General features: G+C 28.8%; 14 protein-coding genes. 8 read left to right on the top strand and 6 right to left on the bottom strand.

Annotated elements, in window-relative coordinates:
* Positions 1-267 precede the first annotated feature (267 nt).
* Complete coding sequence (locus tag ERUM_RS03760) at positions 268-1,428, top strand: ribonuclease D (RefSeq protein ID WP_231089472.1); 1,161 nt, start codon at positions 268-270, stop codon at positions 1,426-1,428.
* 1,322 nt (positions 1,429-2,750) lie between these two features.
* On the opposite strand, the gene ligA is transcribed toward ERUM_RS03760, so the two are convergent.
* The 6 genes from ligA to ERUM_RS05200 form a co-directional block, all read right to left on the bottom strand.
* A complete protein-coding gene (ligA, locus tag ERUM_RS03755) occupies positions 2,751-4,775 on the bottom strand; it encodes an NAD-dependent DNA ligase LigA (protein WP_011155373.1) in 2,025 nt (674 codons plus the stop codon).
* A gap of 28 nt (positions 4,776-4,803) precedes the next feature.
* Positions 4,804-5,136: a Grx4 family monothiol glutaredoxin gene (grxD, locus tag ERUM_RS03750; RefSeq protein WP_011155372.1), complete on the bottom strand. Its 333-nt coding sequence runs from the start codon at positions 5,134-5,136 to the stop codon at positions 4,804-4,806.
* Between the two features lie 6 nt (positions 5,137-5,142).
* Positions 5,143-5,364 (bottom strand): BolA/IbaG family iron-sulfur metabolism protein, encoded by a 222-nt coding sequence (locus ERUM_RS03745; RefSeq protein ID WP_011155371.1) that lies wholly within the window; start codon positions 5,362-5,364, stop codon positions 5,143-5,145.
* Positions 5,365-7,669: 2,305 nt separating this feature from the next.
* The gene (locus ERUM_RS03740; RefSeq protein WP_011155370.1) at positions 7,670-8,170 is read right to left on the bottom strand and encodes a DsbE family thiol:disulfide interchange protein; all 501 of its coding nucleotides are present in this window, start codon (positions 8,168-8,170) and stop codon (positions 7,670-7,672) included.
* Positions 8,167-9,519 (bottom strand): DNA repair protein RadA, encoded by a 1,353-nt coding sequence (gene radA / locus ERUM_RS03735; protein WP_011155369.1) that lies wholly within the window; start codon positions 9,517-9,519, stop codon positions 8,167-8,169. The genes ERUM_RS03740 and radA overlap by 4 nt, the downstream gene beginning before the upstream one ends.
* Before the next feature lie 46 nt (positions 9,520-9,565).
* A complete protein-coding gene (locus tag ERUM_RS05200) occupies positions 9,566-9,691 on the bottom strand; it encodes a hypothetical protein (RefSeq protein ID WP_258010901.1) in 126 nt (41 codons plus the stop codon).
* Positions 9,692-10,142: 451 nt separating this feature from the next.
* Here ERUM_RS05200 and ERUM_RS03730 point away from each other — a divergent pair, with 451 nt between their 5' ends.
* The 7 genes from ERUM_RS03730 to cyaY all read left to right on the top strand — a co-directional run bounded on the left by ERUM_RS03730 (position 10,143) and on the right by cyaY (position 16,673).
* Positions 10,143-12,788, top strand: a complete 2,646-nt coding sequence (locus ERUM_RS03730) for a TRAP transporter permease (protein WP_011155368.1) — start codon at positions 10,143-10,145, stop codon at positions 12,786-12,788.
* A 12-nt stretch (positions 12,789-12,800) separates the two neighbouring features.
* A complete protein-coding gene (locus ERUM_RS03725) occupies positions 12,801-13,412 on the top strand; it encodes a CvpA family protein (RefSeq protein WP_011155367.1) in 612 nt (203 codons plus the stop codon).
* Between the two features lie 126 nt (positions 13,413-13,538).
* A complete protein-coding gene (gene rpsF / locus ERUM_RS03720; RefSeq protein ID WP_011155366.1) occupies positions 13,539-13,868 on the top strand; it encodes a 30S ribosomal protein S6 in 330 nt (109 codons plus the stop codon).
* 11 nt (positions 13,869-13,879) lie between these two features.
* The gene (rpsR, locus tag ERUM_RS03715) at positions 13,880-14,167 is read left to right on the top strand and encodes a 30S ribosomal protein S18 (RefSeq protein ID WP_011155365.1); all 288 of its coding nucleotides are present in this window, start codon (positions 13,880-13,882) and stop codon (positions 14,165-14,167) included.
* Between the two features lie 21 nt (positions 14,168-14,188).
* Positions 14,189-14,812, top strand: coding sequence for a 50S ribosomal protein L9 (gene rplI, locus ERUM_RS03710; RefSeq protein ID WP_011155364.1), 624 nt, complete (start codon positions 14,189-14,191; stop codon positions 14,810-14,812).
* Positions 14,813-14,880: 68 nt separating this feature from the next.
* The gene (gene glyA, locus ERUM_RS03705) at positions 14,881-16,146 is read left to right on the top strand and encodes a serine hydroxymethyltransferase (RefSeq protein ID WP_011155363.1); all 1,266 of its coding nucleotides are present in this window, start codon (positions 14,881-14,883) and stop codon (positions 16,144-16,146) included.
* Positions 16,147-16,343: 197 nt separating this feature from the next.
* Positions 16,344-16,673: an iron donor protein CyaY gene (cyaY, locus tag ERUM_RS03700; RefSeq protein ID WP_011155362.1), complete on the top strand. Its 330-nt coding sequence runs from the start codon at positions 16,344-16,346 to the stop codon at positions 16,671-16,673.

Below are 16,673 nucleotides of genomic sequence, written 5' to 3'. Positions count from 1 at the left end.
TTTGGTACTATCTTAACAGTATTAAAAATGCTTAGTCTTATTTATGTACTAAATATATATTGTGATGTATCAAAAGGTAAAATTATGCATTTTATTGTATAGCTAAAATACTAGGTCATGTTTAATAAGGATAGAATTGATAATTTTCATAAAAGATTTAATTATTTTATAAAAATTTAGATCAGTGTGTATGTAAATTAGTTGTATGTAGTGAAATTGCATTATAGATAATAAGTATATGTTAAATGATAAAGAGGAATGAAAAGTATGTTGATTGATACTACTGGTAAATTGCAGGATGTATGTAATCAATTACTTATGTCATGTCCTAAATTTATTGCAGTAGATACTGAATTTATCAGAAATTGTAATGAATACTATCCTAGATTATCTTTGATACAAATTGCCTGGAGTGAAGGAAAATGTGTTATTGATGTTCTAGCAGATGATATAGATTTATCTGTTTTGGAATCTATTTTTTATAATAAAGAGATAGTCAAGATCTTTCATGATTGTAAACAAGATATAGATGCATTATTAACAAAATTTCCGAGAATTCCTTATCCTATTTTTGATAGTCAAATTGCTGCCATGTTTTGTGCCTATTATGATAATGCTGTGGGATATTCAAAGTTAGTTGCACAATTTTTAGATGTTTCATTAGATAAATTAACTCTAAAACGATCTAACTGGCTAATGCGTCCGTTATCTGATGATAAGATTCAGTATGCACTTGATGATGTTGTGTATTTATATGAGTTATACCAGGTACTATATGATAATCTTATATCTTCTAAAAGGTTGTTATGGTTTTTAGAAGAAATGAGTAATATTGTCAAACAGGAGGCAAGTTATGGTAACATATATGACATTTCTGATTTTCCTTCAGAAGTGACAAAGGATGAGATTATTATTAGTTGGTCTATTGTTGAATGGAGAGAAAAATTAGCAAAGTATTTTAATGTTAATCGTGATTTTGTATTAAAAAATAAAGCAATACCATACTTAGCTAAAGATCTTGTGGGAAAAAGTGATATTAGTATTTTAAAGAAGTACATCAAAAAAGAGTATTTATTGCATGATACAACGTTTGATGTTTTTCAAATTATTAGTAATAATCAGTCTATTGATGTTGGTGGTCTGTCTAGTGTAACTTCTAATAATAATAAGTCAGTTTTAAATATACTCTTAATATTATTATACAATATTTGTTATGAGAATAATATATCACAAAAGTTGGTGTGTTCTAAAGGTAGTTTAATCAGGTTTCTTAATGGTAAGTCTAGTTATGTAATGACAGGTTGGAGATATGAGTTTTTTGGGTGTAAAATTGAAAAATTTATGCAAGGAAAATCAAAAATTATAGTATCTGCTCAAGCATTAAATAATCAGTGTGTAGACATTGTTACTACTTTATCAGAGATGTAAGTAAGTAATAGATTATGTAAATTTAATTGTTTTATCAGTTTCCAGTTTAGGTAAATGAATAAGGTTTTTATTATTGCTGTTCTTAGGGTTGTTTAAATTTTTGTACTTGTTCTAATGATACAGTAGTTAGTATCCTAAAAACTTGCTTATAGTTTTATAGTGAGTGCTAAGTTTTAATAAGGTAATTATCTTTAAGGATTATATAGAGTGCTATAAAGAGTATATAGTATGTTATCATTTTAATATGCTATGGCATATTACATATATAGATTATATAGGATTATAAAAATCCTTTATTTTGAGTACATGGTAAACATCAATTTTCAATTAGAGTTTGTATGTGATGGATTATAAATTAAGTATATTTTTAAGCGAAACTATTGCGTATGATAAATAATACTTTTACAAACTAGAAGAAATAATGCTATAAAATGAGGTAGGATTAGTATGTTAGATTTAGCAGTAATTGGTATTATATTATTACTCAGTATGTTTTTAGGTAGTAAAAAACTGAAAATTCTAAGTTTTACATTTTTCATATTAACAATTATTATTAATTGATGCAGGTATCATATTGGTGGATTTATAATATTCGCTATAGTGGTAATGCTCTATTAGATTAAATATATTTAAGAATAAGTTTTCATTTAAACAAGATTTATATATTGAAAGATTGTGCTTTTTTATATTTTGAACTAGGATTATTACTGCTAGTGAGAAGGTTTGTGTGTTTGAGTGTGATAAGGAAACTTGCATCTATAGTTTCCATTTTTTTTGTACTAAAGTACCGATATTCATAATTAATGATAATAATATACTTTTAATGTTTGATATACATTATATGTATTATACTTTATTAGGTTGAATATATTGTAACCATATATCTTCGCTTAAGATTTGTATGTTAAGAGATTGTGCTTTTTATATTTTGAACTAGGATTATTACTGCTAGTGAGAAGGTTTGTGTGTTTGAGTGTGATAAGGAAACTTGCATCTATAGTTTCCATTTTTTTTGTACTAAAGTACCGATATTCATAATTAATGATAATAATATACTTTTAATGTTTGATATACATTATATGTATTATACTTTATTAGGTTGAATATATTGTAACCATATATCTTCGCTTAAGATTTGTATGTTAAGAGATTGTGCTTTTTATATTTTGAACTAGGATTATTACTGCTAGTGAGAAGGTTTGTGTGTTTGAGTGTGATAAGGAAACTTGCATCTATAGTTTCCATTTTTTTTGTACTAAAGTACCGATATTCATAATTAATGATAATAATATACTTTTAATGTTTGATATACATTATATATATTATACTTTATTAGGTTGAATATATTGTAACCATATATCTTCGCTTAAGATTTGTATGTTAAGAGATTGTGCTTTTTTATATTTTGAACCAGGATTATTACCTATAATAAGAAAATCTGTATTTTTTGATAATGATGAAGAAACTTTTGCTCCTGCAGTTTCTGATTTTAGTTTCGCTTCTGACCGTGACATACTTGATAATTCTCCAGTAAAAACTATGGTTTTTCCGTGAATCAGAGATACATAGCTGTTAGATTGTGCGTCTATTATTGTGAGGTGTTCTACTAAGTTATTTATCATATTTAAATTATGTTGTTCTATGAAAAATGTTCTTAGTGAATTTATAGTCTTTAATCCTACTTGTTGTATATTAATTGTATAATTAACATCTTGTGCTAATTTAAGCATTTCAGTATACCAATTTTTATATGATATAAAATGATTGGCAAGTATCTTTGCTATATGTTTACCTACAAATCTAATACCCAAAGAAAAGATAAAGTTTTCAAGGTTAATTACTTTGCTGTTATTTATAGCAGATAATAGGTTATTTATGGATTTTTCTCCCCATCCATTAAATGAGGATAATTGTATGTTTTTATTGTTGATTTTTTCTTCTAGTGTAAATATATCAATAATATTTGTGATTAAACCATATTCATAAAAGAATAGTAGTTGTTTTTTTCCAAGCCCAATAATATTAAATGCATCTTTTGACACAAAGTGCCTAATTTTCTCTAAAATTTGATTGTGACAAAATAATCCTCCCATGCAGTATATGGATACTTCCTGCTGTGCTTGGTATACAGTGCTTCCACATGCAGGGCATGCTGTTGGGAAATTAAATTCTGCCAATTCTACAGTTCGTAAGCTTTTATCAACATCAACTACTTGGGGAATTACATCTCCTGCTCGTTTTACAATAACATAATCTCCTTCACGTATGTCTTTGCGTTCTATTTCACTTTTGTTATGTAAACTAGCTCGTGTTATTACAACTCCACCTATATTAATGGGTGCAAGTTCTGCAATAGGTGTTAGCACTCCAGTTCTACCAACTTGTATTGAAATTTTATTTAATTTTGTTTTACCTTCTATTGCTGGAAATTTGTATGCTATAGCCCATCTAGGAGACTTACTTGTTGTACCAAGAATATGTTGTAATTTGATGTTGTTAATTTTATATATTATTCCGTCAATGTCGTAGCTTATGTTACTTCTATTGTTGTACATTTTATTATAGAAATTAATAGCTTCTTCAAAATTATCTGTACTAATTGTATGTTCATTTGTACAAAAACCCCAACTGTTTAATAGATTTAGTGATTCTGTTTGTGTTAGGCAATTGCTATTTACTATTGTGTACATGCAATATTTTAGTTTACGTTGAGCAGTAATAGTAGGGTCTAATTGCCTAATGGAACCAGCTGCAGCATTACGTGGGTTTGCAAAGTTTTTTCCTTCATTATTTAATTGTATGAAATCATTTCTATCTATATATACTTCACCTCTTACTTCTAAAAAATCTGGTGCATTTTGAATGGTATGAGGTAGATTTTCAATGGTTTTAACATTATTTGTTATATTTTCACCAAAGTATCCATTGCCTCTTGTAGATGCTTGAAATAATTTTCCATTTTTATATATTATAGAAAATGATAGCCCATCAATTTTTAATTCACAGGAGAAACATAGTGACTCGTTTTCTTTCATATCTAAGAGTTTTCTGGTCCTCACCATAAATTTTTCGACATCTTGTTTATTGAAAGCATTATCTAAAGATAGCATTCTCTCATTGTGTTTAACTTTAGAAAACCTTGAGTCTGGATCTCCACCTATATAATCTTGATAATAACTATTTAGTGAAGGGAACTTTTCGAGAATTATACTTCTTTGATGGCATAAGTCATCATATTCTGCGTCACTTATTTCTGGACTATCCTGTGTGTAATATAAAAGATCATGATACCTAATTTTTTCATTTAGCTTATCTAGTATCAACTTAGCTTCTTCTTGATCTGTCATAGTTAGTTTTTACTAAATGTATCTTGAGCTAATTAGCTGTAATTAGGTTATTTTTTACAAATAATTCTTGAAGTTCTCCAGTGTGATACATTTCTTTTACTATGTCACATCCTCCAATAAACTCACCTTTCACGTATAATTGTGGTATGGTAGGCCAGTTTGTGAACTCCTTTATTGCTTCCCGCAGTTCTTGATCTTCTAATACATTAATACTTTTGAAACTGATATTCATTTTCTTAAGAATAGTAACTACTACACTGGAAAAACCACACTGAGGCATATTAGCATCACCTTTCATGTATAGTACTACATCGTTAGTTTCTATATCATGTTTTATTCTATCCATTATATTGTTTGTCATAGTACATTACTTAGATTCTGTTTTAATTTGTATTGCATGTATATTTAATCCATCTAATACTTTATATACCATCCTATGTTGTTCGAGTTTTGATTTGCCATGGAATTGGTGTGACACTACCTTAATTGAATAATGGTTATTATCGTCAACTAAGCTAGTTACAGTAATGTCAGCTTCTGGAAAAGCATTCTTAATTACCTGTTCTAGTTGAAGCTGTGTTACACTCATTATTTAAATAAGCCATAAGTTGATACAAAAGCTATGTACTATAACATGTTTTATAATGTAGGTAAATAGCTAAGGTGTATGGTTAGTGAATATTACACTTATTTTCTGCATAGTTGTGGTCAGGTTAAAAATGATACGTAATGGGTTTTATATAGTGGAAAGCTATGTATAATGTCTTTGATTAATATAGGTAAAGTTGAAAAAAAAGAAAATGTTAACCTATATTAGGTAATACTTCTGATGTTAAAAAGATACAAAGTGAATTTTATATAAGAAAAGTACAATAAGGATATTTAGTAAATTGTAATGTACATCTAAAGATGAGAAAATGAAAAGAGTGTCTTAATATTTTATATTGTTGTGGTACTATCCGAAATGAGAAGATATTATAGTACGATATAATGTAATTAAAAATGTATTTTATCTATATTGTGAAGATATACTCTGATACTTTTTTCTGTATACTAGTATGATAATTATAAATGTGACTAATATGCATCTGTAGTAGAAGATGTAATTGAGTATTCAATAAGTATAAAATATTAAGATGATTGATATTATATTTAATTATGGTAACTCTATTTTGAAAGATGCGCTTAGATGTTTTTTCCTATGTACTGGTATAATGATTATGAATGGGGGAATATATGTTTTTATGAACAAAATGTACATATAATTAGTTTCTTGAGGTGTATTATATTGACTATTTGAATACTTTGATAAGTTATTAAGAGCATAGGCAAGTAGCTTTATGTTTATCTGTATGCTTAGTTATTGGATATTATTCTTATTTATAAAAATATGTAATTATTACTAAATAATAAAATATTACCAATATAATCAAATATAATTAAACCAGCTAATTAAAATGCATTTAAACTAAATATATTTAACTTCTAAGTTATGTTAAATAAAATAATGGTAGTTCCAATTTATAAGTATTTTTCGATTAATTTAATAGTGAATTAGAGACTTTAATAAGTATTAGTATGTAATTTTATAGTTATTGTGTGAAAATATGTAGTTATTACTAACATGATAAAAATATTACCAATATAATCAAATATAATTGGACCAGCTAATTAAAGTGCATTTAAACTAAATATATTTAACCTCTAGATTATGTTAAATAAAATAATGGTAGTTCCAATTTATAAGTATTTTTCGATTAATTTAATAGTGAATTAGAGACTTTAATAAGTATTAGTATGTAATTTTATAGTTATTGTGTGAAAATATGTAGTTATTACTAACATGATAAAAACATTACCAATATAATCAAATATAATTGGACCAGCTAATTAAAGTGCATTTAAACTAAATATATTTAACCTCTAGATTATGTTGAGTAAAATAATGGTAGTTCCAATTTATAAGTATTTTTCGATTAATTTAATAGTGAATTAGAGACTTTAATAAGTATTAGTATGTAATTTTATAGTTATTGTGTGAAAATATGTAGTTATTACTAACATGATAAAAACATTACCAATATAATCAAATATAATTGGACCAGCTAATTAAAGTGCATTTAAACTAAATATATTTAACCTCTAGATTATGTTGAGTAAAATAATGGTAGTTCCAATTTATAAGTATCTTTCCATTGGTTTAATAGTGAATTAGAGACTTTAATAAGTATTAGTATGTAATTTTATAGTTATTGTGTGAAAATATGTAGTTATTACTAAAGTGATAAAAACATTACCAATATAATCAAATATAATTGGACCAGCTAATTAAAGTGCATTTAAACTAAATATATTTAACCTCTAGATTATGTTCAGTAAAATAATGGTAGTTCCAAAAATGTATAAATATCTTTCTATTGATTTAATAATGAATTAGAGGGTTTAGTAAGTGTGGATATGTAATTATATAAATTGTGTGATGAGGTTTTTGTAGATTTTGTTTTCATAATATTACTTTTACTATAGTTTAGATATATACTAAGCATATTGTCCTGGAGCTGGTATTCACCTGTAGTGCTTATTTATAGTTCTGAGGTAATATGTAGTATTGGTTTACCTTGAGTAGGTATGAAGTGTGGATAATTCTCATTAACACAAATATATATCCCTTAGGAATATAATAACTGAGGGATGCTTAAGAAAAAGTAGTTGTTTGATTAATTCTAAGATGTTGTGAGTATTTTAGTCTGAATACTTCAAAGTATATGTTATTTTATTTTCTAATTATCATAAAATTATGATGTTGATCTGAATACGAGTTAGTATGATTTTGTCAGTTTTTTTATAGTAGCACTATTTCTAATATGATTAGTGGTGTGTGAGGTTATATGTGTTTAATTTTGTATTAGAGGTAGTATTTGAGTTTCCCATATATTTTCGGGTAAATTACCGTGTATGTGTAATATTAATTTCCCGTGTTGATCAAATATAAAAGTCTCTGGTACTCCTGTTACTCCTAGTGCACTATTTACCTTTCCAGAGTAGTCTTTAGCTATTTCAGTGTATGGGTTACCATTAGTCTTCAGCCATTCTTTTACTTTATATTCTGTGTCAAGATAATTAATACCATATATTTTTATCATTTGTTTTTTAGCAATGTCTAGTAATATACCATGCTCTTCTTGGCATGTTGTGCACCACGATGCAAATACATTTAATATGTATGGATGTCCAATTAGCTCGTTTGTATCAAATAATTTATCTTCTGTGTATAGGAGAGGTAGTACTATTCTATTTGAAACATCAGGAACGGTATTCTTATCTAACAATGTTTTTGTGAATATGGCTACAAACATTAAAAAACATATTAAGAAAATTGTACCAAATATTTTCATAATTCAATAAGATATTTTTTTAACATTCTAATGTGACCTATTTCTATGATTTTAATATCAGAGAAGATGGTTTTATTATTGAGTGGAATAATTGCTTGTGTCAAGCCTAGTTTATAAGCTTCTTTTAAACGTGAATCAATGCTTGATACATTTCTTATTTCTCCTGATAGAGCTATTTCTCCTAGTATTATTGTTGATGGTGGAATAGGTATATTTGTAAAACTTGATATTAATGATGCTGCTATAGCTAAGTCTGCTGCTGGTTCACATATTTTTAACCCTCCTGCAATATTAAGGTATACTTCCTTATCTCCAAGGAAGATATTACATTTGGCTGTTAATACAGCTATAATCATTGCTAATCGATTGACATCCCACCCCACAACTGCTCTTCTTGGAGTTACCATGTTTGTATTAGCAATTAATGATTGTATTTCCATCAATAAAGGTCTTGATCCTTCAATGCCTGCAAATACTGCACTACCTACTATATTATTATATTGTGATTTAGATAGAAAAAGGGCGGATGGGTTTTTTATTGGAATTAAACCTTGATCAGACATCTCGAATACTCCTATTTCATTAGTAGGGCCAAATCTATTTTTAACTGTACGTAGAATACGAAGTTGAGTATTATTTTCTCCTTCGAAATATAATACTGTATCTACCATATGTTCTAGGGTTTTTGGTCCAGCGATTTGACCATCTTTTGTTATTTGTCCTAATATGAATAAGATTATATTGTGTTGTTTTGTAAAAGTTATAAGTTCATGAGTACACATGCGTATTTGTACTACGGTACCTGGTGGTGATGATATTTTACTATCATATATGGTTTGTATTGAATCAATGATAATACACTTAAAATCCTTATTTTTTTTTAAACAATTAGTAATATCTAATAAAGATGATGTTGATAATAATTGAATATTAGATTGAGTAATATTTAGTCTATTTGCTCTAATTTTAATTTGATCTACAGATTCTTCTCCTGAAACATAAAGACACATAGGTGATTTTTTATCTAAAATTGCAGCTAATTGTAATAACAGGGTTGATTTTCCTACACCAGGTTCTCCACCAATTAGAGTACTACTACCTAAGACTATACCTCCTCCAAATACTCTATCTATTTCAGTTATTTGTGTTATGAAACGAGAGGTGGATGTTGTATTGTTATCGGATAATGAACTTAACTTTATTTCAGAGGTATATTGTATGTTTGTTAGATGTTCAGTAGCCGTTTCTCCTATTATGCTGTCCCAACTACCACAGGAATTGCATTTACCAGTCCATCTATGTGTTTGATTACTACATACCTGACAGATGTATACGATTTTTGAGGACATGTTTTTGATGATAAATTTTATTATTAAATTAAATACAAACTTAATTCTAACAGGTAGACAATATATTATCTACTGGAAGTTTTTTTATATAAGTATGCTTATGAGAATATTGTTTAATAAAACACCAATTATAATTGATAATTATAATATCAATTACTGCTAAATCTAACATATCAACCCTACTTCATTTTATAGTATTACTTCTTCATAGTTTATTAAGGAGAGAACTACTGACAATAACACAATAGTTATTAAGTTAAATACAAATAAAAGATGATTATTATGTGTATATATTTATTAATAATAAAGTTAATTTAGTAAATATCTTTACTATTACAACTATTTATAGTAATCTGTAGTAGAATAAATTTATGTGATTTGGAGTATGTAAGTTGTAGTTTAATCACATAATACGATAAATATATCAAAAGGTCAGTAGAGGTATTTAATCGTATAATTTATCATTTTGTTAGTTTCGACAATATATTTTTAAGATATCAATGCTTATTTTGCATTGTATTTTAGAGAACTGTAGGTGTTAATTGATGGGGTGATATTTTATTGACGTGGAAATTACGTGATGCTATTAACTAATAAATAATTAGAACAAGGTTGATTGTAGGATGAAAAATAAGGAAGAGGATATACAACATATAATAGAACGAGAGTTAGCTTCTTCAAGGCAAATTGATGATGGTAGTAAAATTACTGCCTATACAGTAAGCTTTTTGGCTTTTTTTTGGGCATGCTTTCAATTATTTATAGCTTCGCCTTTGCCTTTTTGGTTGGTTGGTTGTGGGATAGAGTGGGCAGTCCTTCCTGATATTCAGTGTAGAGCTATACACTTAGCATTTGCATTTTCTTTGTTGTTTTTATTTTTTCCAATATCGGAAGGTTCAAACAAAAGTTTTATTAAAGCTTTTAATTGGATTTCTGCTATATTAGCTAGTATATCTGCATTATATATTGTGGTATTTTACGAGGAATTATCATTTAGGATAGCAATGCCTAATGATATTGACTTGATAATAGCATTTTTTGGATTTTTATTTTTATTAGAAGGTGCCAGAAGAGCAATAGGTTTGCCTATTACTATTATTGTTTTGGCTTTTTTAGTATATGCTTATTTTGGCAAATATATGCCTGATATTGTTGCACATAAAGGGCACAATTTTTCTTCTATAGCGTCTCATGAGTGGTTATCCCAGGAAGGGGTATTTGGAGTGGCATTAGCTGTATCTTGTAATTTTGTATTTTTATATGTACTATTTGGTGCCTTTCTAGACAAGGCTGGTGCTGGTAATTTTTTCATTAAACTATCGTTTGCATTACTTGGAAGGTTTGTTGGTGGTCCTGCTAAAGCTGCCGTTATTGCTTCTGGTTTTATGGGTATGATGTCTGGATCTTCAATTGCTAATACTATTACTATAGGGTCTTTTACTATCCCTTTAATGAAGAAGATGGGTTTAAGTGCTGAAAAAGCTGCCGCAATAGAAGTTTCAGCTGGTGTTAATGGACAAGTTATGCCCCCAGTAATGGGTGCAGCAGCGTTTTTAATGTCGGAATTTTTATCTATTCCATATGCAACAATTGTAAAATATGCGTTTGTTCCAGCAGTGATGGTATATATTACTTTACTTTATATTGTACATCTAGAAGCTTGTAAGTTAGATATGCGCCCTGTAATTGATTTAACAAAAGCAAGATCTATTTATTTAAGTTTACTACGATTTTTTATTTCTGTTAGTTGTATAGTTATTTTATCATGTGCTGTTTATGTGCTTATAGAAGGAGTGGATATATACGGAATTTATATTCCTGGGATCAAGGATATCTTTCTTGATAAAAGTATATACTGTATATCGTTAATATTGATTGGTTTATATGTTGGAGTACTCTTTTATCAATCTAGAGGTGAACGTTTTAGGACTAATGACAATCAAGAAGATAAGTGCCCAAGTTTATCAGAAACTTTTAAGTATGGAATACATTATTTTATTCCAATTTTTATTTTAATATGGTGTCTAATAGTTGAAAAATTATCTTCAGCACTATCCTGCTTTTGGACAAATTTATTCTTAATTTTTATGTTACTTACCAGGGATACAATATATGCCTTATTTATTAAGAAAACATCAGGTATACTTTCTGTGTTTTTTGGTAGTGTGAAACAGATATATGAAGCTATGGTGATGGCTTCTAAAAACATGATTGCTATTGCAATTGCTACAGGTGCAGCTGGAATTATAGTTGGTATTGTATCATTAACTGGTTTTGGTTTGTCAATTAGCGGTATGCTTGATTCTATAGCAAGTGGTAGTTTGTTTATTACGTTATTAGTTACAGCGATAATATGTATAGTATTAGGAATGGGAATGCCAGCAACTGGATGTTACATTATAGTATCTACACTTATGGCGCCTATTTTGACTTCTGTGATACATAAGAGTGGCATGTATGTTCCACAGATTGCTATACATCTATTTGTTTTCTATTTTGGTATTATGGCAGATGTTACTCCACCAGTAGGTATAGCTTCCTATGCTGCTGCGGCTATTGCAAAAGGTAATGCTTTTAAAACTGGAGTACAGTCTTTCTTGTATAACATAAGGACTATGATAGTTCCTTTCTTATTTATATATAATACTGAGCTAATATTATACGATATTACAAATATATGGGATAATATAATAGTTATCTGTGTTTCTTTAGTTGGAATATTGAGTATTTCAGCAGCAATGCAAGGGTATTTTATTAGGCGAAATAAATTGTATGAGTCTATTATGCTATTGGTTGTTGGGATAATGTTTATTATGCAGAATTATATTACTAATTTAATAGTATCTCCATATAATGATATCATATTTTCTGAATTAGATCGTACATTAATAGTCTCTAAAAATAGTTCTATTAAAATTACTGTGCAAAGAAAAGATGATATCAGTAATGTTACACGAAAGGATGTTATCATACCATTAAAAGATAAGGTAGATACAGTTGAATACCAAAGTACAATGCTTAATTTATTACGTAAAAATCTTGGTATAATTGTTGATAATGTTCAAACATCCAGTAATAGGTTAGGTGTTGTTGATATAGCTAGTTGGAGTTCTGTAGAACCTTCTGATATGGATAATACGTATGATATTGTAGGTTTAGCATTATCTGTTAAAAAATATTATCATGTTATTTGTATTTATTTAATAGCTATTGTGTTACTGTTAGTAGTTATCTTCTTACAAACTAGAAGAAATAATACTATAAAATGAAGTAGGATTGATATGCTAGATTTAGCAGTAATTGGTATTATATTATTATCGATTATAATTGGTGTTTTAAGAGGTTTTATTAAGGAAGTATTTGGTTTAACTAGTATTTTTATATCTATATTGTTGACTGTACGATATAGGGATTGCTTTGCTGAGTTGTATAATCAGTATGTTACTTCTGAAGTTATAGCAGGAATATTGTCAGCAATTACTGTATTTATTTTTATTACTATTACTGCAATAATTGTTAATGGTTGGGTTATGAGCCTTCTTTCTTCAGCTAGATGTAGTATTGTTGATAGATTTGGAGGTTTGTTGATAGGGTTAGTGAAGGGTGTAGTTTTTTCTTATATTTTGTTTTTTATCATTCAAACTTCCTGTTATGCATTATTACCTGCAGCAAAAGAAGATGAGGAAGTATTACCAAATTGGTTCTTAGATTCATATTATTATAATATATTCTATATCTTTAATACTTATATAGATGAGGTTGTACCAGAATCTACTCATGATAAGATCAAAGAGCTAGAGTCTACTTTACAGGATATAATAGATAAAAAGTCTATAAATAAGGATAAAAAGAAATCTGGTAAGTATAAAAAAGATATGGAAGATGAAAATTAAGATAATAGGTTCATCTATCTAATGGTACTTAAGTTATAAAAAACCTCTGATAAGATAAAATAATTAACTTGATTATCATGTAATATTTTATATACTAGCATCATTAGTTTTTGTTAAGGAGAAGATGTGCCTTTATATGAGTTTACTTTTATAGCGCAACAAGGTTTAACTCAATATGAGTTAGAAGGGTTAGTGAAAGGTTTATCGTCTTTATTGACAAAAAATGGTGCTGAACTTCTTAAGTATGAATACTGGGGACTCTTGGATTTTGCTTATGCAATAGATAAGATGAACAAAGGGCATTACTGTATGATGTATATCAGGTCATCTTCTACTAGTATGGATGAGTTTAAGCGTAAGGTAAGATTAAATGAAGATGTCTTACGCTTCTTATGTCTTAAGAGAGATAAGTTACCAGAAGGTGACTCGTTAATGGTACAAGCAAGTCAAGCATAGATGGTGTTATTATGTTGAAAAAAGGTAAAAAGACAGGTTCTAATAGTTCAGGTGGTACAGCATATTCTCCTTTGGCTTATTTGAAAAGGCCGTATTTTAGGAGATCTAAAGCTTGTCCATTAGAGCAATGTGCAAATGAGGATATAGATTATAAGAATAAAGCTTTATTATCTAAATTTACCTCAGAATATGGGCGTATATTGCCAAGTAGGATTACTTCAGTTTCATCTAGGAAACAGAGATTATTATCTACTGCTATAAAGAGGGCACGTTATCTAGCTCTGTTGCCTTATTGTTAGTATTTTATGTTATAGGTTGGTATGTTATCAGTTATTCTCAAGGAGAGTGTTAGAAATCTTGGTAAAGCGGGAGTGGTCACTAAAGTAAAACCAGGGTATGCTAGGTATTTATTAGCACAGAAAAAAGCAGTAAGAGCCACTAAAGAGAATCTTAAGATCTTGGAAGAGCAACATATCTCTATTCAGCAAGAGAATTTAGAAAAATTAGAGGCTGCAAAGGCTTTACAAGTGTCTTTAAAAGATGAATTCCTGATTATCATAAGGCAAGCAGCTGATGATGGTAAGCTTTTTGGTTCGGTGACACCGAAGTGTATATCTAAGCTATTATCTGATAAAGGATATAATATACATTATCATAACATATTTTTTCACTCTGTAATTAAGTATATTGGTGAGTATGTAGTTAATTTAGAACTTCATCATGATCTTGTAGTTCCTATGATGCTTTACGTTGTAAAAAATGATTTAGGAGCTATGCAAGCGCAGAAGTTGCATTTAGATAAGCAAAAGAAAGAAGAAAAAGCTAAGGATGAAGTAAGTGCTACAGAAAAAGATGAAGAGTTAATGCTTAGTAGCGTCACAAATGATAATGATGGCGATGGTGCTAAAGAAATTGTAGTAGAAGGCACAGAAGAGAGCCAGTAATAACCAGTTTTGTAACACGCTGTTAAGATTTTATTTTTTATAATGTTTATGCAGGAGTTATTATTACTATGGTTAGGTATATCTCGGATTATGATTTACAAGATGTAGATACGGAAGTATTTAAATGTATTACTGATGAATCAAATAGACAGAATTCTCAATTACAATTAATAGCATCTGAAAATTTTGTGAGTAAAGCAGTTTTACAAGCACAAGGTTCTATATTTACAAATAAGTATGCTGAAGGTTATCCTGGCAAAAGGTATTACTGTGGATGCCATTTTGCAGATATTATAGAAAATATTGCAATAGAGCGTTTATGTAAGTTATTTGGATGTAAGTTTGCTAATGTACAACCACATTCTGGTTCTCAAGCTAATCAAGGGGTGTTTGCTGCTTTACTTAAACCAGGTGATACGGTGATTGGTATGTCTTTGGATTGTGGTGGGCATTTAACTCATGGTTCAGCTCCTAGTATTTCTGGAAAATGGTTTAATGCTGTACAATATCAAGTTGACCGTGACACTGGTATGATAGATATGGATGCAATTGAAAAACTTGCTTTATCCCATAATCCATCACTGATTATTGCTGGTTCTTCTTCTTATCCACGTACAATAGATTTTAAAAGATTTAGAGAGATTGCTGATAAGGTGGGTGCATATCTTTTAGCTGATATAGCGCACTATGCTGGATTGGTTGCTGCAGGAGAATTTCCTTCACCTATTGAATATGCTCATGTTATTACATCTACTACTCATAAAACTTTACGTGGTCCTAGAGGTGCAGTAATAATGACTAATCATGAGGATATTTATAAGAAGATTCAATCTTCTATTTTTCCTGGTATGCAAGGAGGTCCATTAATGCATGTAATTGCTGCTAGAGCTGTAGCATTTGGGGAAGCATTAAAACCAGAATTTAAAGATTATGCAAAGCAGATAATTAAAAATTCTAAAACATTGGTTAAAGTCTTTCAAGAAAGAGGTCTTAATGTAGTTACAGGTGGTACAGATTCTCATATGGTAGTTGTTGATTTACGTCCTAAGTCTGTTACAGGGAAAGATGCAGTGCTTGCGTTAGAAAGACTAGGGATAATTTGTAATAAAAATGCTATTCCTTTTGATCCGGAAAAACCTTTTGTAACTTCTGGATTAAGATTTGGAAGTGCTGCTGAGACATCTAGAGGATTACAGGAGCCCGAATTTGAAAAGATTGGTCATATGGTATGTGATGTTATTGATAGTTTAAAAACTACTGATGATGTTAGATTATCTATTGAGCAAGATGTCATAAGGAGAGTTAAGGAATTGACGGATACTTTTAAGGTTTAATTATCTATAAAATAATGTAGTATATATTTTTGGATGTATCGTAAATAACTTGATTTTTGTATTAAATAATATTATTAATGATATTAATAAATGAAAAGTGGATAGGTTTATTTGTTATTTTTAAGATTCTGTAGTAAGGTTCATACTTGTTGAAGTGCATGTATTTTTATTTGACATAATGTTGCGAGGAAGTATAAATGCCACATTTTTTGTGTGTGTCTGATTTTCAAAGCTTGTCTTATAATGTATTAGATACTTTAGTGAATATGATAGATGCTGCAGATTTAGATGGGATATTGGAATGTGAAAATTGTAATGGGATAGTTAGCATATCTGATGGTAAAGGTAATGTATATATTGTTAGCAAACATGAGCCTTCTTTGCAGATTTGGGTTGCTTCACCTATTAGTGGATCTGTCCGTTTCAGTTATAATAAATCTCTAAATATTTGGGTTAATAATAACAACGATGAGCTATTTCACTTCTTAAAGTCTGAAATTAATATGTTATTTAATGTTATGATATAG

The sequence above is a fragment of the Ehrlichia ruminantium str. Welgevonden genome (genome assembly GCF_000026005.1).
GTDB classification, from domain to species: domain Bacteria; phylum Pseudomonadota; class Alphaproteobacteria; order Rickettsiales; family Anaplasmataceae; genus Ehrlichia; species Ehrlichia ruminantium.
The sequence above is the reverse complement of the archived record's forward strand: the minus strand, read 5'-3'. Positions and strand labels throughout refer to the sequence as shown.